The 19389-nt window shown below is 73.1% G+C and carries 18 protein-coding genes; 13 read left to right on the top strand and 5 right to left on the bottom strand.

The window, feature by feature from the left end; genetic code table 11:
* Positions 1-106: 106 nt before the first annotated feature.
* Positions 107-1000: a biotin--[acetyl-CoA-carboxylase] ligase gene (locus ACWDBB_RS05225; protein WP_449788263.1), complete on the bottom strand. Its 894-nt coding sequence runs from the start codon at positions 998-1000 to the stop codon at positions 107-109.
* A 231-nt stretch (positions 1001-1231) separates the two neighbouring features.
* Here ACWDBB_RS05225 and ACWDBB_RS05220 point away from each other — a divergent pair, with 231 nt between their 5' ends.
* The 6 genes from ACWDBB_RS05220 (at position 1232) to ACWDBB_RS05195 (ending at position 6859) form a co-directional block, all read left to right on the top strand.
* Complete coding sequence (locus ACWDBB_RS05220) at positions 1232-2821, top strand: acyl-CoA carboxylase subunit beta (RefSeq protein WP_449788262.1); 1590 nt, start codon at positions 1232-1234, stop codon at positions 2819-2821.
* Positions 2822-2850: 29 nt separating this feature from the next.
* Positions 2851-3072: an acyl-CoA carboxylase subunit epsilon gene (locus ACWDBB_RS05215; protein ID WP_392867052.1), complete on the top strand. Its 222-nt coding sequence runs from the start codon at positions 2851-2853 to the stop codon at positions 3070-3072.
* Positions 3073-3198: 126 nt separating this feature from the next.
* Entirely contained in the window at positions 3199-3339 is a 141-nt protein-coding gene (gene mmpB, locus ACWDBB_RS05210) for a morphogenic membrane protein MmpB (protein WP_449788261.1), read from the top strand.
* 47 nt (positions 3340-3386) lie between these two features.
* Entirely contained in the window at positions 3387-3998 is a 612-nt protein-coding gene (locus ACWDBB_RS05205) for a nucleoside triphosphate pyrophosphatase (RefSeq protein WP_449788260.1), read from the top strand.
* A gap of 115 nt (positions 3999-4113) precedes the next feature.
* Positions 4114-4848 carry a hypothetical protein gene (locus tag ACWDBB_RS05200; RefSeq protein ID WP_449788259.1) on the top strand — a complete coding sequence of 245 codons (735 nt, stop codon included), beginning with the start codon at positions 4114-4116 and terminating at the stop codon, positions 4846-4848.
* A gap of 235 nt (positions 4849-5083) precedes the next feature.
* Positions 5084-6859 (top strand): acetyl/propionyl/methylcrotonyl-CoA carboxylase subunit alpha, encoded by a 1776-nt coding sequence (locus ACWDBB_RS05195; RefSeq protein ID WP_449788258.1) that lies wholly within the window; start codon positions 5084-5086, stop codon positions 6857-6859.
* A 94-nt stretch (positions 6860-6953) separates the two neighbouring features.
* Here the strand turns inward: ACWDBB_RS05195 and ACWDBB_RS05190 are convergent, their stop codons facing one another.
* Together ACWDBB_RS05190 and ACWDBB_RS05185 are read right to left on the bottom strand one after the other, a co-directional pair.
* Positions 6954-7910, bottom strand: coding sequence for a DeoR/GlpR family DNA-binding transcription regulator (locus tag ACWDBB_RS05190; protein ID WP_449788305.1), 957 nt, complete (start codon positions 7908-7910; stop codon positions 6954-6956).
* 237 nt (positions 7911-8147) lie between these two features.
* Positions 8148-9602, bottom strand: a complete 1455-nt coding sequence (locus ACWDBB_RS05185) for an NAD(P)H-quinone dehydrogenase (protein WP_449788257.1) — start codon at positions 9600-9602, stop codon at positions 8148-8150.
* A gap of 99 nt (positions 9603-9701) precedes the next feature.
* On the opposite strand from ACWDBB_RS05185, the gene ACWDBB_RS05180 reads away from it, so the two are divergent.
* The 3 genes from ACWDBB_RS05180 (at position 9702) to ACWDBB_RS05170 (ending at position 12997) form a co-directional block, all read left to right on the top strand.
* Complete coding sequence (locus ACWDBB_RS05180) at positions 9702-10139, top strand: gamma-glutamylcyclotransferase (RefSeq protein WP_224284955.1); 438 nt, start codon at positions 9702-9704, stop codon at positions 10137-10139.
* 166 nt (positions 10140-10305) lie between these two features.
* On the top strand, positions 10306-11127 hold the full coding sequence (locus ACWDBB_RS05175) for a purine-nucleoside phosphorylase (RefSeq protein WP_449788256.1): 822 nt from the start codon (positions 10306-10308) through the stop codon (positions 11125-11127).
* 145 nt (positions 11128-11272) lie between these two features.
* The gene (locus ACWDBB_RS05170) at positions 11273-12997 is read left to right on the top strand and encodes a phospho-sugar mutase (protein ID WP_449788255.1); all 1725 of its coding nucleotides are present in this window, start codon (positions 11273-11275) and stop codon (positions 12995-12997) included.
* A gap of 63 nt (positions 12998-13060) precedes the next feature.
* Here the strand turns inward: ACWDBB_RS05170 and ACWDBB_RS05165 are convergent, their stop codons facing one another.
* Positions 13061-13741, bottom strand: coding sequence for a PH domain-containing protein (locus ACWDBB_RS05165; protein ID WP_449788254.1), 681 nt, complete (start codon positions 13739-13741; stop codon positions 13061-13063).
* 106 nt (positions 13742-13847) lie between these two features.
* Here ACWDBB_RS05165 and deoC point away from each other — a divergent pair, with 106 nt between their 5' ends.
* From deoC to ACWDBB_RS05145, 4 genes are all read left to right on the top strand, one after another.
* Positions 13848-14834: a deoxyribose-phosphate aldolase gene (gene deoC / locus ACWDBB_RS05160; protein ID WP_449788253.1), complete on the top strand. Its 987-nt coding sequence runs from the start codon at positions 13848-13850 to the stop codon at positions 14832-14834.
* 5 nt (positions 14835-14839) lie between these two features.
* Positions 14840-16336, top strand: a complete 1497-nt coding sequence (locus tag ACWDBB_RS05155) for an aldehyde dehydrogenase family protein (protein ID WP_449788252.1) — start codon at positions 14840-14842, stop codon at positions 16334-16336.
* Entirely contained in the window at positions 16329-17231 is a 903-nt protein-coding gene (locus ACWDBB_RS05150; RefSeq protein WP_449788251.1) for an aldehyde dehydrogenase family protein, read from the top strand. Before ACWDBB_RS05155 ends, ACWDBB_RS05150 begins: the two co-directional genes overlap by 8 nt.
* Positions 17232-17428: 197 nt before the next feature.
* Positions 17429-18067: an ATP-binding protein gene (locus ACWDBB_RS05145; RefSeq protein ID WP_449788250.1), complete on the top strand. Its 639-nt coding sequence runs from the start codon at positions 17429-17431 to the stop codon at positions 18065-18067.
* A 168-nt stretch (positions 18068-18235) separates the two neighbouring features.
* Here the strand turns inward: ACWDBB_RS05145 and ACWDBB_RS05140 are convergent, their stop codons facing one another.
* Positions 18236-19210: a SigE family RNA polymerase sigma factor gene (locus tag ACWDBB_RS05140; RefSeq protein ID WP_392867090.1), complete on the bottom strand. Its 975-nt coding sequence runs from the start codon at positions 19208-19210 to the stop codon at positions 18236-18238.
* Positions 19211-19389: the final 179 nt, after the last annotated feature.

Here is a 19389-nt window from a genome sequence, read left to right as displayed (position 1 = left end):
CCGGGCGGGCAGTGGCGCGCCTCACACCGCTGCCAGGTGGAATGTTCGCACGGAATCGTCGGATCCGGGGCATCAGCCCGGGTCAAGGGGAGGTGAAGACTGCCGTTCAGCGGGGCTCGGGGCGCACGTGGACCACGTCGCCCGCGCCGACCGCCCGGCGTACGCCGTCAGGCGTGCGGACCACCAGCCGCCCGTCGCCGTCCACCGCCACCGCCTCGCCGACCAGCTCGCGGTCGCCCGGCAGGTGCACCTTCACCTGGCGGCCCAGCGTGCTGCAGCGGTCCACGTAGGCGCGCAGCAGATCGCTGGCGTGCGGGTCGCCCGCGGCGGCCGTCCAGTCCCGGTAGAGCTCGGCGAACTCGCGCAGCAGGGCGCGCAGCAGGGTGCCCCGGTCGGTCGTCGAGGCGCCGGCCAGCGCGAGCGAGGCGGCGGTGGGGACGGGCAGCTCCGGCTCGCGCAGCGAGACGTTGAGGCCCATGCCGACCACCACCGCGCCGCCGGCCAGCTCGGTGAGGATGCCGCCGAGCTTGCGCTCCGCGCCGTCGATCTCCACCTGGAGGTCGTTGGGCCACTTCAGCCCGACCTCGACCCCGGCGACCCGGCCCAGCGTGCTCGCCGCGGCCACCCCGACCAGGATCGGCAGCCAGCCGTACCGCTCGACCGGCACCTCCTCGGGGCGCAGCAGCACGGACAGGAACAGCCCGGAGCGGGGCGGGGCCGTCCACCGCCGGTCCAGTCGGCCGCGGGCGGCGCTCTGCGCCTCGGCCACCAGCACCGCGCCCTGCCCGGCGCCCGCCGCGGCGCGGGCGGCGAGGTCGCTGTTGGTGGAGCCGGTCTCGGAGACGACGTCCAGGGAGGTCCACAGGCCGCCCGGGACGAGCAGGTCGTGGCGCAGCGCCTCCTCGTCCAGCGGCGGACGGTCCAGGTCGGTCCAGGGCGACGGTCCGGCGTGGCCGAAGCCGCGCAGCCCGCTACGGCGGGGGGTCTCGCGATCGGTCATGGGGAAACCCTAGATCGGGTACGGGACGCAGGCCGCCCCATCGTCCCGCAGAACGGGCGGGGACACACTGTGTTGATGGCCATAACGCCAGGACATGACGCATCGCCCTGCGCGCTGGCTACGCTACCCAGCGGTAGTTCGTAGCGCCGCCCTGCCCTCATGCGCGGGCCCACCACCCGGCCCCGCGCGCACTCGAACAGGTCGCGGCCATGGATCAGGGAGAGCCACCGGATGACCGAGGCGCCGTACGACCCCCACACCACCGCCGGCAAGCTCGCCGACCTGCGGCGCAGGCTGGACGAGGCGGTGCACTCCGGCTCCGCGAAGGCCGTGGAGAAGCAGCACGCCAAGGGCAAGCTGACCGCCCGTGAGCGGGTCGTGGAACTGCTGGACGAGGACTCCTTCGTGGAGTTCGACGAGTTCGCCCGGCACCGCTCGACCAACTTCGGCCAGGAGAAGAACCGGCCGTACGGCGACGGCGTGGTGACCGGCTACGGCACCGTGGACGGCCGCCAGGTCGCCGTGTTCGCCCAGGACTTCACCGTCTTCGGCGGCTCCCTCGGCGAGGTCTTCGGCGAGAAGATCGTCAAGGTGATGGACTTCGCGCTGAAGACCGGCTGCCCGGTCATCGGCATCAACGACTCCGGCGGCGCCCGGATCCAGGAGGGCGTGGTCTCGCTCGGCCTGTACGGCGAGATCTTCCGCCGCAACGTGCACGCCTCCGGCGTCATCCCGCAGATCTCGCTGATCATGGGCCCCTGCGCGGGCGGCGCGGTGTACTCCCCCGCGATCACCGACTTCGTGGTGATGGCCGACCGGACCTCGCACATGTTCATCACCGGCCCCGACGTGATCAAGACCGTCACCGGCGAGGACGTCGCGATGGAGGAGCTGGGCGGCGCGCGCACCCACAACACCAAGTCGGGCAACGCCCACTACCTGGCCGCGGACGAGAAGGAGGCGATCGAGTACGTCAAGAGCCTGCTCTCGTACCTGCCCTCCAACAACCTCAGCGACCCGCCGTCCTACCCCGAGCAGGCCGACCTCACGGTCACCGAGGAGGACCTCGAACTCGACACCATCGTGCCGGACTCGGCGAACCAGCCGTACGACATGCGCAAGGTGATCGAGCACGTCGTCGACGACGGCGAGTTCCTGGAGACCCAGCCGCTGTACGCGGGCAACATCATCACCGGCTTCGGCCGAGTCGAGGGCCAGTCCGTCGGCATCGTCGGCAGCCAGCCGATGGACCTGGCCGGCTGCCTGGACATCAACGCCAGCGAGAAGGCCGCCCGCTTCATCCGCACCTGCGACTCCTTCAACGTCCCGGTGCTGACCTTCGTGGACGTACCCGGCTTCCTGCCGGGCACCGAGCAGGAGTGGGACGGCATCATCCGGCGCGGCGCCAAGCTGATCTACGCCTACGCCGAGGCCACCGTCCCGCTGATCACCGTGATCACCCGCAAGGCCTTCGGCGGCGCGTACGACGTCATGGGCTCCAAGCACCTGGGCGCCGACCTCAACCTGGCCTGGCCGACCGCGCAGATCGCCGTGATGGGCGCGCAGGGCGCGGTCAACATCCTGCACCGCCGGGAGATCGCCGAGGCCGAGGCGGCCGGCACCGTCGAGGAGAAGCGGGCCGAGCTGATCGCCTCGTACGAGGACACCCTGCTGAACCCCTACCTGGCGGCCGAGCGCGGCTACGTGGACGCGGTGATCGCGCCGAGCGAGACCCGCCGGCACATCGTCCGCGGCCTGCGGGCGCTGCGCGGCAAGCGCGAGGTGCTGCCGCCGAAGAAGCACGGCAACATCCCCCTGTAGGCCCCGTCCCTGTCGGGAGAGAACCAGCCATGTCCCCGATCCACGTACTGCACGGGCAGCCGACCCCCGAGGAGCTGGCCACCGTCCTGGCGGTGGTCCAGGCCCGGGCCGCCGCCGCGCAGGCCGCCGCCGAGGCGGCGCGCCTGGCCGGTGTCGGCCCGGCCTCCCCCTGGAGCGACCGCGCCCGCCTGCTGCGCCCCGCCGTCCGCCCTGGCGTGAACGCCTGGCGGACCTCGGGCTGGGCGCACTGACGTCCGCCGCGCGGGGCGGGAAGCCGGTCGGCTTCCCGCCCCGCGAGCTGTCCGGCGCCCGCTTCGCCCGGAACCTGAGTACGGATACTCAGGCGCCCGCACCCCCGTGCGACGCACCCTGGACGGGTGCTCTGGTCAGATCCCCGTGACGAGCCCTCGCCCGAGGCCCGTCGGATGCAGGCGCGGATGCAACGGGCCGGCAAGGTGCTCGCCGCGCTGGTGCTCGTCGGCGCCGTGCTGATGATGCTCTCCCGCCCGTTCAGCTGAATCGTTCACCCGAACGGCGGATAGCGGCACCCCCTAGGCTGGTGGGCATGACCGACCAGCGCGCCCTCGTCCTCGCCTCCGCCTCCCCCGCCCGCCTCGGGCTGCTGCGCCAGGCGGGCCTCGACCCGCGCGTGGTGGTCAGCGGCGTCGACGAGGACGCGATCACCGCCGCCACCCCCGCCGAGCTCGCGCTCGTCCTGGCCGAGGCCAAGGCGAAGGCCGTCGCCGCCGAACTCGCCGACGGCGAGCTGGTGATCGGCTGCGACTCCGTCCTGGAGCTGGACGGCCTGGCCCTCGGCAAGCCCGCCGACGCCGCCGAGGCGCTGGCCCGCTGGCAGTCGATGCGCGGACGCGCCGGGGAGCTGCGCACCGGCCACTGCGTGATCGACACCGCGACCGGCCGGCAGTCCTCGGCCACCGCCTCCACCACCGTCCGTTTCGGCACCCCGGACGACGCCGAGATCGCCGCGTACGTGGCCTCCGGCGAACCGCTGTACGTGGCCGGGGCCTTCACCCTGGACGGTCGCTCGGCGCCGTTCGTCGACGGCATCGACGGCGACCCGGGCAACGTCATCGGCCTCTCCCTGCCGCTGCTGCGCCGGCTGCTCGCCGACCTCGACGTCCGCATCACCGACCTCTGGACCCGTACCGGGAGCTGACCGGACGGTCCGGATCCGACAAAATCCGCGCGGCAGACCTGGGTCAACCGACCGACGACAGCCGTATCCCTCCCCCATAAGCTGGCCGAGGTCTCGGACAGGGAGGAGGACGGCGATGACCGACAGCGTGCTCAACGTGGTGCTCGGCCTGGTGGCCAGCGCGATCAGCGCCGCCCTCGGCTGGCTGGCCCAGGTGCTGCGGCGGCGCCGCAGGACCGAGCGGGTTCGGGAGTTCTTCGGGCTGCCGGGCGGCAGCGAGTGCCTGATCGTGGTGCCGCGCAGCATCGGGACGGGCTCGCACGAACACACCGTCACCCGGCGCGACGCCTACGCGCTGATGTGGCTGGCCGGGCTGGTCGAGGAGTGCGGGGCGCGGCCCGAACTGGTCGCCCACGACGCCGCGCACCGCGGCCTGGGCGCCAAGACCGAGCTGTGCCTGGGCGGTCCTGTCAGCAACGAGCGGATGGCCGCGCACGTGGCCTGGGGTCTGCCCGGTGTGCTGATCACCTCCGGTCCCGAGCGGGGCAGCAACGTGATCGTGGTCGGCGAACGGGACTTCACCGCCGGCCGCGACCAGACGCACACCCTGCTCGCCCGGCTCGCCACCCCGGACGGCGGCCGCCCGGTGTTCCTGGTCGCCGGCCAGACCGGCATCGCCAACCAGGCGGGGGTGCGCTACCTGGTCACCCACCACCGCGAACTCGCCCGGAAGTACGGGCAGGACGGCACCTTCGCGCTCGTCCTACGGGTGGTCAACCCGGAGGCGTACGGGCCGGACATGGTCGAGGTGGCGGCGGACGTGACGGCCGAGGCGCTGCGGCGGCCGGTCGCCCGTTCCGGCGCCGCTTGAGCGGTCCGCGCGAAACTGTGTCCCATGCCACTTCCCGCCACGCCGCCGCCCGGTCACCCGCCGTGGCCCCCGCCGCCCCGGCCGGACCGGCGCCGACCTGCGGCGTCGTCCGCAGGGCCGCCCGCCGGGCCTCGGTAGCCATCACCGAGCGTGTGGGATAGTTCACAACCTGGGGCTACTCGCCGGTACTGCCCGGGAATCCATAAACTCAACGAGGTTCAAGAAGGGAGCCACAGTGCGCAAGGTGCTCATCGCCAACCGCGGGGAAATCGCCGTCCGCGTCGCCAGGGCCTGCTCGGACGCCGGTATCGCCAGCGTCGCCGTCTACGCCGAGCCGGACCGGGATGCGCTGCACGTCCGCGCGGCCGACGAGGCTTACGCGCTGGGCGGTGACACCCCCGCTACCAGCTACCTGGACATCGCCAAGGTCCTGAAGGCGGCCGCCGACTCCGGCGCCGACGCCGTCCACCCCGGCTACGGGTTCCTGTCGGAGAACGCCGACTTCGCCCAGGCCGTCATCGACGCGGGTCTGATCTGGATCGGCCCGCCGCCGCAGGCCATCCGCGACCTCGGCGACAAGGTGACCGCCCGGCACGTCGCCCAGCGCGCCGGCGCCCCGCTGGTCGCCGGCACCCCGGACCCGGTCTCGGGCGCCGACGAGGTCGTCGTCTTCGCGCAGGAGCACGGCCTGCCGGTCGCCATCAAGGCGGCCTTCGGCGGCGGCGGCCGCGGCCTCAAGGTCGCCCGCACGCTCGAGGAGATCCCCGAGCTGTACGAGTCCGCGGTGCGCGAGGCCGTCGCCGCGTTCGGCCGCGGCGAGTGCTTCGTCGAGCGCTACCTCGACAACCCGCGGCACGTGGAGACCCAGTGCCTGGCCGACAAGCACGGCAACGTGGTCGTCGTCTCCACCCGTGACTGCTCGCTGCAGCGCCGCCACCAGAAGCTGGTCGAGGAGGCGCCCGCGCCGTTCCTGACCGCCGAGCAGAACGCCGAGCTGTACCGCGCGTCCAAGGCCATCCTCAAGGAGGCCGGCTACCAGGGCGCCGGGACCTGCGAGTTCCTGGTCGCCGTCGACGGCACGATCTCCTTCCTGGAGGTCAACACCCGTCTGCAGGTGGAGCACCCGGTCACCGAGGAGGTCACCGGCATCGACCTGGTCCGCGAGATGTTCCGCATCGCCGACGGCGAGGAGCTCGGCTACGACGACCCCGAGGTGCGCGGCCACTCCTTCGAGTTCCGCATCAACGGCGAGGACCCGGGCCGCAACTTCCTGCCCGCCCCCGGCACCGTGACGCTGTTCGCCCCGCCGTCCGGCCCGGGCGTGCGCCTGGACTCCGGTGTGGAGTCGGGTTCGGTCATCGGCCCGGCCTGGGACTCCCTGCTGGCCAAGCTGATCGTCTCCGGCCGCGACCGCAAGCAGGCCCTGGAGCGGGCCCGCCGCGCGCTGAGCGAGTTCAAGGTGGAGGGCATGGCCACCGCCATCCCGTTCCACCAGGCCGTCGTCACCGACCCGGCGTTCGCGCCCGAGGTCCACGGCAGCGACGAGCCGTTCTCGGTCTACACCCGGTGGATCGAGACCGAGTTCGACAACACCATCCCGCCCTTCGTCGGCACGGCCGGTGACGGCGAGGAGGCCGAGACCCGGGAGACTGTGGTCGTCGAGGTCGGCGGCAAGCGCATCGAGGTCTCCCTGCCGTCCTCGCTCGGCGTCGCGGCCGCCCCGGCCGCCGGTGCGGCGGGTGCCGCCAAGGCCAAGCGCCGGGTCGGCGCCAAGAAGGCCGGCTCGGCCGTCAGCGGTGACACCCTGGCCTCGCCGATGCAGGGCACCATCGTCAAGGTCGCCGTGGAGGAGGGCCAGGTCGTCGCCGAGGGCGAGCTGATCGTGGTCCTGGAGGCGATGAAGATGGAGCAGCCGCTGAACGCCCACAAGGCCGGCACCGTCTCCGGTCTCAAGGCCGAGGTCGGCGCGAGCGTCAGCAGCGGCGCCGCGCTCTGCGAGATCAAGGACTGACACCAGCCCTGACCCTCGGACCGGTCCGTACGCCCTTCGGGGGCGTGCGGACCGGTCCGCGTTTCCGAGGCCGTCCTGCGAGGACCGTACGGGCTCAGCGCCCGCGCGGCAGGCCCATCTCGGCCAGCCGGGCCGGCATGCCGCCCGGGCCGGCCGGACCGCCCTGCGCGCCGGGGCGGCGCTGGCCGGGCAGCGGGGCGCCGCCGGGGGGCGGGCCGCCGCGGCGGGCCATCGGGCCCGGCTGGGTCTGGTGCACCGGGCCGCTGCCGGTGCCGTGCACCGGGGCGTCGCCGCTCGGGCCCGCGCCCAGCGGGGCCAGGTCGACCTGCACCCCGCAGTCGGCGAGCGCGTCCAGTTCGCGGACGGTGTCGTCGTCCGCGGTGGCCTGCTCGTCGGTGACCAGCCGGGTGATGGTCTCGGTGGCGACGGTCTGGAACATGCCGGCCGCGCCGAGCTTGGTGTGGTCGGCGAGGACGATCACCTCGGCGGCCGCCAGCACCATTGCCCGGTCCACGCTCGCGGACAGCATGTTCGCCGTCGACAGCCCGCGCTCGGCCGTCAGCCCGCTGCCGGAGATGAAGGCCTTGGTGACCCTCAGCCCCTGCAGCGACTGCTCCGCGCCGCTGCCCACCAACGCGTAGTTGGAGCCGCGCAGGGTGCCTCCGGTCATCACCACCTCGACCCGGTTGGCGTGCGCCAGCGCCTGGGCGACGAGCAGCGAGTTGGTGACCACCGTCAGCCCGGGCACGCGGGCCAGCCGGCGGGCCAGCTCCTGGGTGGTGGTGCCGGCGCCCACCACCACGGCGTCGCCCTCCTCCACCAGGCCGGCGGCGAAGTCCGCGATGGCGCTCTTCTCCGCCGCGGACAGATGGGTCTTCTGCGGATATCCGGGTTCGCGGCTGAAGCCGCCGGGGAGCACCGCGCCGCCGTGCCGGCGGTCGAGGAGCCCTTCTGCCTCCAGCGCCCGCACGTCACGGCGCACGGTCACTTCGGAGGTCTGGACGACGCGGGCCAACTCCCGGAGCGAGACGGCTCCGTTGGCGCGCACCATTTCGAGGATCAACTGGCGACGTTCTGCAGCAAACACAGAACCGACGGTAACCTGCGTGACCGTCTGCTTTCAGGCGTTTGCAGCTGGTAGCGGGAATTGCTCACGCACGAGCGGCGCGTGACCGTACAATACGCGCCGTCGACGCCCCCGGGACTGCGCCCGCCGTCCGGGTGACGGCCGTGCCCGCGCGAAGGGCGGCCGCCGATCGGCAGCCGCCCTCAACTGTGCGCCGAACGCTCAGGATTCGCCGTCGGCCCGCTTGCGGACGTGCAGCTGCCGGGCGGCCTCGGCGGTCGAGCCGGAGACGGACGGGTAGACGGTGAAGGCGCTGGCCACCTGTTCGACCGTCAGATTGGCGTCCACCGCGAGCGCGATCGGGTGGATCAGCTCGCTGGCCCGCGGGGCGACGACGACGCCGCCGACCACGATGCCGGTGCCCGGGCGGCAGAACAGCTTCACGAAGCCGTCGCGGATGCCCTGCATCTTCGCCCGCGGGTTGCCGCGCAGCGGGAGCTTGACCACGACGGCGTCCATCTTGCCGCACTCCACGTCGGCCGCCGTGTAGCCGACGGTGGCGATCTCCGGGTCGGTGAAGACGTTGGAGGCCACGGTCTTGAGGTTCAGCGGCTGCACCGCGTCGCCGAGCGCGTGGTACATCGCGATCCGGCCCTGCATGGCCGCCACCGAGGCGAGCATGAAGACGCCGGTGCAGTCGCCCGCCGCGTACACGCCGGGGGCGGTGGTGCGGGAGACCCGGTCGACCTGGATCTGGCCCCAGTCGTTGAGCTTGACCCCGGCCTCCTCCAGGCCCATGTCGGAGGTGTTGGGGATCGAGCCGACCGCCATCAGGCAGTGGGTGCCCTCGATCACCTTGCCGTCGGCCAGCATGACCTCGACCCGGTCGCCGATCCGCTTGACGCTCTCGGCGCGCGAGCGGCCCATCACGTTCATGCCGCGGCGGCGGAAGACGTCCTCCAGCACCTCGGCGGCGTCCGGGTCCTCGCCCGGCAGCACCCGGTCGCGGCTGGACACCAGGGTCACCTTGGAGCCGAGCGCCTGGTAGGCGCCGGCGAACTCGGCGCCGGTCACACCGGAGCCGACCACGATCAGCTCGCGGGGCAGCTCCTCCAGGTCGTACACCTGGGTCCAGGTGAGGATCCGCTCGCCGTCCGGCTGGGCGTCCGGCAGCTCGCGCGGGTGGGCGCCGGTGGCGATCAGCACCGCGTCGGCGCGCAGCGACTGCACGCTGCCGTCGGGGGCGTCCACCAGCACCTCGCGGGAGCCGTCCACGGCCTGCCCGCCGCCGCCGAGCCGGCCGCGGCCGCGCAGCACGGTGACGCCGGCCCGGGTGACGGACTGGGTGATGTCGTGGGACTGGGCGATGGCCAGCCGCTTCACCCGTCGGTTGACCTTGCCCAGGTCCACGCCGATCACCCGGGCGGCCTGCTCGACGGGCGGGGTGTCGTCCGCGACCAGGATGCCCAGTTCCTCGTACGAGCTGTCGAAGGTGGTCATCACCTCCGCGGTCGCGATCAGGGTCTTCGACGGAACGCAGTCCGTGAGCACCGCCGATCCGCCCAGACCGTCGGTGTCGACGACGGTCACCTCCGCGCCGAGCTGTGCGGCGACCAGGGCCGCCTCGTAGCCGCCGGGTCCGCCACCGATGATCACGATCCGAGTCACGTTCCCCATTGTCCCGCACGCCGGGACCGCCGCCACGCCGGGGTCCGGGCTTGCGCACCTTCGTCCACCAGCCGCGGCCCGCCCGCCGCCCGGGCTACGCTGGCCCCCATGCCCCTTTACGCCGCGTATGCCACCAACCTCGATGCCCGGCAGATGACCCGCCGAGCCCCGCACTCCCCGCTGCGCGGCACGGGGTGGCTAGCCGGCTGGCGGCTCACCTTCGGCGGCGAGCAGCTCGGTTGGGAGGGCTCGCTGGCCACCGTCGTCGAGGACGAGAAGGACCAGGTCTTCGTCTCGCTGTACGACGTCGCGCCGATGGACGAGGAGGGCCTGGACCGCTGGGAGGGCGTCCAGCTCGGCATCTACCGCAAGATCAAGCTGCGCGCGCAGACCCTGGACGGGGACATCCCGGTCTGGACGTACGTGCTCAACGACTACGAGGGCGGCCTGCCCGCGGCCCGCTACCTCGGCCTGATCGCCGATGCCGCGGAGAGCGCCGGCGCCCCGCACGACTACGTGATGGACCTGCGCCGCCGCCCCTGCTGAGGGAGTGCGGGTACCGGGGGTGCGCAACACCGTCCGTGGGGAAACCGAAGGACCGGCCGGCCCGGAACCACCGCCGAGCTGTGTTTTCGGGCCGACCGGGTAACGATCCGGCATGCCGCGGCCGAATTTCTACGCGCGTAGCCGATTCCCGTCTATCCTCGGACCCGTGAACGCTTCTCCTCAGTCGGTCGTCTCCGCCGACCCCTACGCCGCCGCCCAGGCCGCCGCCGAGCGCCTGCGCGAGCTGACCGGTGCCGAGCGGCACGACGTCGCCCTGGTGATGGGCTCCGGCTGGGTGCCGGCCGCCGACGCCCTGGGCGAGACCGTGGCCGAGTTCCCGGTCACCGAGCTCCCTGGCTTCCCCGCCCCCGCCGTCGCCGGCCACGCCGGCAAGATCCGCTCGGTGAAGATCGGCGACAAGCGCGCCCTGATCTTCCTCGGCCGCAACCACTACTACGAGGGCCACGGCGTGGCCACCGTCGTCCACGGCGTGCGCACCGCCGCCGCGGCCGGCTGCGGCATCATCGTGCTGACCAACGGCTGCGGCGGCCTGCGCCACGGCTGGACCCCGGGTCAGCCGGTCCTGATCAGCGACCACATCAACCTGACCGCCGACTCCCCGATCGTCGGCGCCAACTTCGTCGACCTCACCGACCTGTACTCCAAGCGCCTGCGCGCGCTGTGCCGCGAGGTCGACCCGTCGCTGGACGAGGCCGTCTACGTCCAGTTCCGCGGCCCGCACTACGAGACCCCGGCCGAGGTCAACATGGCCCGGGTGCTCGGCGGCGAGCTGGTCGGCATGTCCACCACCCTGGAGGCCATCGCCGCCCGCGAGGCCGGCGCCGAGGTGCTCGGCATCTCCCTGGTCACCAACCTGGCCGCCGGCATGACCGGCGAGCCGCTCAACCACGCCGAGGTGCTGGAGGCCGGCAAGGCCTCCGCCGAGCGCATGGGCGAGCTGCTGGCGAAGGTCCTTGAGCGGATCTGACGCCCGCGAGGCGCAGAATCATGGCTGACGGGGCCCACGGGCGGCGTGATCCGCTGATCACGCCCTCCCGTGGGCCCCGTCCGCATGTGCGACCCCCTTCCGTACGGAACCCCCCGGTCACAGCTGAAACCCCGATGGAGCTGGCATGACGCAGGCACTCAACCCCGACCTCCTCGCCCGGGCCCGGACCTGGCTGGCCGAGGACCCCGACCCGCAGACCCGCGAGGAGCTCACCGCCCTGCTGGCCCGGGCCGAGGACCCGGAGGCCGAGACCGACAGCAAGCTCGCCTGGGCGGAGATCGCCGAGCGCTTCTCCGACCGCCTCCAGTTCGGCACCGCCGGCCTGCGCGGTGAACTCGGCGCCGGCCCGATGCGGATGAACCGCGCCGTGGTGATCCGGGCCGCCGCCGGCCTGGTCGCGTACGTCAGGCAGCAGGGCCTGGGCGACCTGGTCGTCATCGGCTACGACGCCCGCCACAAGTCGTACGACTTCGCCCGCGACACCGCCGCCGTGGTGGTCGGCGCCGGCCTGCGCGCCGCGCTGCTGCCGCGCCCGCTGCCGACCCCGGTGCTCGCCTTCGCCGTCCGCCACCTGGGCGCGGCCGCCGGTGTCACCGTGACCGCCAGCCACAACCCGCCGCAGGACAACGGCTACAAGGTCTACCTGGGCGACGGCTCGCAGATCGTCCCGCCGGCCGACGCCGGGATCGCCGCCGAGATCGACGCGATCGGCTCGCTGGACGAGGTCCCGCGCGCCGAGGAGGGCTGGGAGGTGCTCGGCGAGGACGTCGTCGAGGCGTACCTGGCCCGGGCCGTCTCCATCGTGGACCCGCACAGCCCGCGCGACCTGGACGTCGTCTACACCCCGATGCACGGCGTCGGCCGCGACACCCTGGTCGCCGCCTTCCGCCGGGCCGGCTTCCCCGCGCCCACCGTGGTCGCCGAACAGGCCGAGCCCGACCCGGACTTCCCGACCGTGGCCTTCCCCAACCCGGAGGAGCCGGGGGCGATGGACCTCGCCTTCCGCACCGCCGCCACCGTCGGCCCGGACATCGTGATCGCCAACGACCCGGACGCCGACCGCTGCGCGGTGGCCGTCCCCACCAACGGCAACGCGGCCGGCGGCGGCCGGGGCGCGGCCGGCTGGCGGATGCTGCGCGGCGACGAGGTCGGCGCGCTGCTCGGCTCGGCCCTGGTCGCGAAGAAGGCCGAGGGCACCTTCGCCACCACCATCGTCTCCGCCACCCTGCTCGGCCGGATCGCCGAGGCCGCGGGCCTGGACTACGCCGAGACGCTGACCGGCTTCAAGTGGATCTCCCGCGCCGAGGGCCTGCGCTACGGCTACGAGGAGGCGCTCGGCTACTGCGTCGACCCGCAGGGCGTGCGGGACAAGGACGGCATCACCGCCGCCCTGCTGGTCGCCGAACTCGCCGCCACCCTCAAGAAGTCCGGCCGCACCCTGTCCGACCTGCTGGACGACCTGGCGCTGGAGCACGGCCTGCACGCCACCGACCAGCTCTCCGTGCGGGTCCAGGACCTCTCGCTGATCGCCGACGCCATGCGCCGCCTGCGCGAGCAGCCGCCGACCGTCCTGGCCGGTCTGCAGGTCACCCGCGCCGACGACCTGTCGGCCGGCTCCGCCGACCTGCCGCCCACCGACGGCCTGCGTTACTACCTGGCCGGCGAGGGCGTCCGCTCCGCCCGCATCGTGGTCCGCCCCTCCGGCACCGAGCCCAAGCTCAAGTGCTACCTGGAGGTCGTCCTCCCGGTCGCCTCGGCCGCCGACCTCACCGCCACCCGCGAGCGCGCCGCCGAGCTCCTCGCCACCGTCAAGCGGGACCTCGCCGAGGCCGCCGGCATCACCGCCTGAGCCCGCGCACCCGAAGGGCCCGCCGGTCACGACCGGCGGGCCCTTGGCGTACGTGCCGCGGCGTCAGACCGCGATGACGGTGACCAGCGCGACCAGGCCGAGCAGGGTGGGGGCGATGCCCCACCAGCACCAGCGAACCTCGACCGGGCCGGCCGCCGTGGGCCGGGCGGCGTTGCGCTCGGCCATCTCCTGGAGCACGGCGGTGACCTGGTCGGACCAGGCGCGGGTGGCGTCGGGCGAACCCTGGACGACCGGGTTGGTCCGCTTGGCCATGCCCAGCCCCAGGCCGGTCCTGGCGGCGTGCTCGGCGGCACCCGAGCGCTGCGCCCGGGTGGCCCGCTTGCGCTGGCGCAGCGACACCGGCACCGCCCAGACCTGGTACTTCTTCCCGCCGGCGAGCAGTTCGACCGAGTACCCGGCGCGCAGCGCGTCCACCGAGGCCCACGGCGCCACGACGGTCCGCCACGGGTTGCGCACGACCAGCCTGTCGCGGCCGGCCGTCACGACCGGGCGCAGCGTGTACGCGATCACCGGGAAGGCGAACACCGGCACCGCCGCGAGCGCGACGTACGGGGTCTTCCCCGTCCCGCTCACCACCGCGTCGCCGATCAGCCAGGCCGCGACGAGCAGCAGCAGCACTCCGGAGATCACACCGGGGACAGAGCGGTACACGCGGTCCGTGTACGCGGGCTCCCCGTCGGGGGCGGCCGGGCCCTGGTGGGGCTTGCCGTCGGAATCGGTCATGGCGTCGATTCTGCCCCATGCCCCTCGCGCCGAGGTCTCGGTCCGGCCACGAATGGCAGGCGCTCTGGCGGCTCACTACGCGCGTAGATATGCTGGTCTGGTGACTATGTCCACTGTTGCAGCCAATGCCCTCGGCGTTGCGGGCAGCGGCCTTCAGGACGTTGCGGCGTCCGAGGCCTCGCTCCGCCGGTTCCTGCACGGCCTGCCCGGCGTCGACCAGGTCGGCCTGGAGGCGCGTGCCGCCGCTCTCGGTACCCGCTCGATCAAGACCACGGCGAAGGCGTACGCCATCGACCTGGCGATCTCGATGATCGACCTGACCACGCTGGAGGGCGCGGACACGGTCGGCAAGGTGCGCGCGCTGTGCGCCAAGGGCAGGACCCCCGACCCGACCGACCCGACCACCCCCCGCGTCGCCGCCATCTGCGTCTACCCGGACATGGTCGCCACCGCGAAGGCCGCCCTGCAGGGCACCGACATCCAGGTCGCCTCGGTGGCCACCGCCTTCCCGGCGGGCCGCGCCGCCCTCCCGGTCAAGCTGGCCGACACCGCCGACGCGGTGGCCGCGGGCGCCGACGAGATCGACATGGTGATCGACCGCGGCGCCTTCCTCTCCGGCCGCTACCTCGACGTCCACAACGAGATCGCGGCCGTCAAGGAGGCGTGCAAGCGCCCGGACGGCACCTCCGCCCACCTCAAGGTGATCTTCGAGACCGGCGAGCTGCAGACCTACGACAACGTCCGCCGGGTCTCCTGGCTGGCGATGCTGGCCGGCGCCGACTTCATCAAGACCTCCACCGGCAAGGTCGCCGTCAACGCGACCCCGCCGGTCACCCTGCTGATGCTGGAGGCGGTCCGCGACTTCCGCGCCGCCACCGGCGTCCAGGTCGGGGTCAAGCCCGCCGGCGGCATCCGCACCACCAAGGACGCCATGAAGTACCTGGTGATGGTCAACGAGACCCTCGGGGACGACTGGCTGACCCCGCACTGGTTCCGCTTCGGCGCCTCCAGCCTGCTCAACGACCTGCTGATGCAGCGCCAGAAGCTGGCCACCGGCCGCTACTCCGGCCCCGACTACGTGACGGTGGACTGATCACCATGGCCAAGAAGAAGAACACCGAGGAGCCCGCGGCCAAGCCCGCCGGCGGCCTCTTCGCCTACGCCCCGGCCCCGGAGTCCCCGGCCGCCGCCGGCGACATCGCCACCTCCTACGGCCACTTCATCGGCGGCGAGTTCGTCGACTCCTCCGGCAACGAGGCCCTGAAGACGGTCAACCCGGCCACCGAGCAGGTGCTCGCCGAGTTCGCCCAGGGCACCGAGGAGGACGTGGACCGCGCGGTCGCCGCCGCCCGCAAGGCCTTCGCCGACTGGTCGGCGCTGCCGGGCAGCGAGCGCGCCAAGTACCTGTTCCGGATCGCCCGGATCATCCAGGAGCGCAGTCGCGAGCTGGCCGTGCTGGAGTCGATCGACAACGGCAAGCCGATCCGCGAGACCCGCGACGTCGACCTGCCGCTGGTCGCCGCGCACTTCTTCTACTACGCGGGCTGGGCCGACAAGCTGGACTACGCCGGCTTCGGCGCCGACCCGAAGCCGCTGGGCGTCGCCGGCCAAGTCATCCCGTGGAACTTCCCGCTGCTGATGCTGGCGTGGAAGATCGCGCCCGCGCTGGCGACCGGCAACACGGTCGTGCTGAAGCCGGCCGAGACCACCCCGCTGACCGCGCTGCGCTTCGCCGAGATCTGCCGCCAGGCCGGTCTGCCGAAGGGCGTCGTCAACATCGTCACCGGTGACGGCCGCACCGGCGCCGCGCTGACCTCCCACCCGGACGTCAACAAGGTCGCGTTCACCGGCTCCACCCCGGTCGGCCGCGCCATCGCCAAGCAGCTGGCCGGCACCCGCAAGAAGCTCTCGCTGGAGCTGGGCGGCAAGGCCGCGAACATCGTCTTCGACGACGCGCCGATCGACCAGGCGGTCGAGGGCATCGTCAACGGCATCTTCTTCAACCAGGGCCACGTCTGCTGCGCGGGCTCGCGCCTGCTGGTCCAGGAGTCGGTCCAGGACGAGCTGCTGGACGCCCTCAAGCGCCGGATGGCCACCCTGCGGGTCGGCGACCCGCTGGACAAGAACACCGACATCGGCGCCATCAACTCGGCCGAGCAGCTGGCCCGGATCACCGCGCTGACCGAGGCCGGCGAGGCCGAGGGCGCCGAGCGCTGGTCGCCGGCCTGCGAACTCCCCGGCACCGGCTTCTGGTTCAAGCCGACCCTGTTCACCGGCGTGAGCCAGGCCCACCGGATCGCCCAGGAGGAGATCTTCGGTCCGGTCCTGTCGGTGCTGACCTTCCGCACCCCCGCCGAGGCGGTCGAGAAGGCCAACAACACCCCGTACGGCCTCTCCGCCGGCATCTGGACGGAGAAGGGCTCGCGCATCCTGTGGATGGCGAACCGGCTCCGGGCCGGCGTGGTCTGGGCCAACACCTTCAACAAGTTCGACCCGACCTCGCCGTTCGGCGGCTACAAGGAGTCGGGCTACGGCCGCGAGGGTGGCCGCCACGGTCTGGAGCCCTACCTGAATGTCGAGGCCCGAGATGTCTGATGTCGCAACGCGTCTTGACGTCCTCAAGACCTACAAGCTGTACGTCGGCGGGAAGTTCCCGCGCTCCGAGAGCGGGCGGGTGTACGAGGTGACCGACGCAAAGGGCGAGTGGCTCGCCAACGTCCCGCTGGGCACCCGCAAGGACGCCCGCGACGCCGTCGTGGCCGCCCGCAAGGCGGTCAAGGGCTGGTCCGGCACCACCGCGTACAACCGCGGCCAGGTGCTGTACCGGGTGGCCGAGATGCTCCAGGGCCGGCGCGAGCAGTTCGCCGCCGAGGTGTCCGTCTCCGAGGGCATCGGCCCGAAGAAGGCCGCCGCGCTTGTGGACGCCGCGATCGACCGCTGGGTCTGGTACGCGGGCTGGACCGACAAGGTCGCCCAGATCGCGGGCGGCGCCAACCCGGTCGCCGGGCCGTACTTCAACCTCTCCACCCCGGAGCCGACCGGCGTGGTCGGGATCGTCGCCCCGCAGGCCGGGTACGGGCACTCGCTGCTCGGCCTGGTCTCGGTGATCGCCCCGGCGATCGCCACCGGGAACACGGTCGTGGTCGCGGCCGCCGCGGACGCCCCGCTGCCCGCGCTGTCGCTGGGCGAGGTGCTGGCCACCTCGGACGTCCCGGGCGGCGTGGTCAACATCATCTCGGGCCGGACCGCGGACATCGCCCCCACCCTGGCCTCGCACCAGGACGTCAACGCGGTGGACCTCACCGGAGCCATCGCCGTCGACGGTCCCGGCGCGGCGCAGGCGCTGGAAGCCGCCGCCGCGGATACCCTGAAGCGGGTGGTCCGTCCGGTACTGGACCCGTTCGCCCAGGACTGGACCGATGCACCCGGTACCGACCGGCTACTCTCGTTCCTGGAGACGAAGACGGTCTGGCACCCGATGGGGATCTGACCTCCCCGCTCCGAGTAACAACTCCACAGACTGGCCGTCCCCAGTGCCCTCACCCCCCAGGGCCCGGACGGTCACAGGACGGACCCGCGCCTCTCCCCCCCTGGCGCGGGTCCGTCGGCGTTCCGGCGGTTCCCGCCGCGGGAGTTGCGGACCGACCGGTTTCGGCAACCGGCCGGGATGCGTCAGACTGGTGTCCCGTGAGTGACTCCCCCATGAACCCCGCACCGACCGGGCATGCCCGGGTGATCCTGCTCTCCGGGCCCTCCGGGTCGGGGAAGTCCTCGCTCGCCGAGCGCAGCGGCCTGCCGGTGCTCCAGCTCGACGACTTCTACAAGGACGGGGACGACCCGACCCTGCCGCGGCTGCCGGACGGCGCCGTCGACTGGGACTCCCCGCTGGCCTGGCACCGCGACCAGGCGCTCGCCGCGATCCGCGCCCTGCACGAGCGGGGCCGCGCGGACGTCCCGGTGTACTCGATCCCGGACAACGGCCGCACCGGCACCCGCGGCCTGGAGCTGGGCGGGGCGGCCGCGTTCATCGCGGAGGGCATATTCGCCGCCGAGATCACCGCCGACTGCGCCGACCAGGGCCTGCTCGGCGACGCCCTGTGCCTGCGCAACGGCGCGCTGACCACGGCCTGGCGCCGACTGCGCCGGGACGTCCGGGAGGGCCGCAAGTCGCTGCCGGTGCTGCTGCGCCGGGGCCTGCGGCTGATGCGGGCCGAGCGGTCCATCGTCGGCCGGCAGGTCGCCCTCGGCTCGTACGCGTGCGCCGGCCCCGAGGCCGAACGGCGGATCCGCGCCGCGGCCAGGACGACGGAGCTCTCCGCCGCCTGACCCCCGGTACGCCCCGGCCCCGGACACGACGCGGGGCCCGGTGCGTCTCCCCCGCACCGGGCCCGCGCCTTTCCCGAACGATCCTCGGCTCCCCCACGGGCGTGCTCCCCCGAGCTGCCGCCCCCGGACCGTGACCGTCCGCTTCCCGTCCCCCGACGGGAGTCCTCGTTACGCGACCAGCTCGCCGAACGCCCGGACGGTGTCGCCCGACTTGTTCAGGTGCTCGTCCTCGCGCAGCCGACGCAGGGCGCGCCAGATGCTGCTCTTGACCGTACCGACGCTGATCCCCAGCACGTCGGCGATCTCCGGGTCGGTCTTGCCCTCGTAGTACCGCAGCACCAGCATGGTGCGCTGGTTCTCCGGCAGCTTCGCCAACGCCTGCCAGAGCACGGTGCGCAGCTCGGTGCCGCCCATCGCGTCGGTGTCGCCGGCCGTCTCCGGCAGCTCCTCGGTCGGGTACTCGTTGACCTTGCGGCGCCGCCAGGCGGAGATGTGCAGGTTGGTCATGGTGCGGCGGAGGTACCCGCCGACCGCGGCCTTGTCGGTGATCCGGCCCCAGGCCCGGTAGGTGCTGAAGAGCGCGCTCTGCAGCAGGTCCTCGGCCTCGTAGCGGTCACCGGTCAGGTGGTACGCCGTGGCGTACAGGGAGGCGCGGCGCTCGCGCACGTACGCGGTGAACTCCTTGATGTGGTCCTCCGCGACGGCCGGGTGCTCCCCCTGCGCGCCTCCCTGCCCGGCCTCGGTGGTGCGGGCCGCGGCGGGGTTCAGCCGCAGCAGCGTCGCACCGGCGGCCTCGCGACCGGTCGGCTCCCCCGAACCGACCGTCCGCAGACCGTTCCCCCCGGTACCCCGGTTGTTACCCGGGACGTCCTTGCCCTCGACGCGGACGGGGAGGATGCCCCGCAGCGTGAGGGTGTTGGAGGAGTCGGCCGAACTCCCCAGACGGCCGATCCCGTACAGCTCCCCCGTCCTGCCGCCGCCGCTCACCCGACGGGCGCCAGGGTTTCCACCGGTGCTGTGCGCGCACCCCCGCACGGTCACGGCACCGGAGTTCTCGTCGGTCCTGACCTCGTACCGGGTCCGGTGGGACGTGGCTGACGAACGCGCGGTGCGGACAGCCGGGTTGGTCCGGGTCTGAAGCATGGCGTTCATCGTGCGCCCCCTGGGTCGGTACGAGCGGTTCCGGTAGCCGCCCTTCAGCCGGCCTTGCGGCCCGCTGTCCTGCGGCGACACGGAAAATCCTGCCCGCCGGTTGTGATGGCGCTGTCCGCCGACTGTCACAGGGGTGTCACAGGAGCGGGTCGAACGTCCCGGTCCGCCTC

The sequence above is a fragment of the Kitasatospora sp. NPDC001095 genome, assembly GCF_053598615.1.
This window is presented reverse-complemented; position numbering and strand designations above follow the sequence as displayed.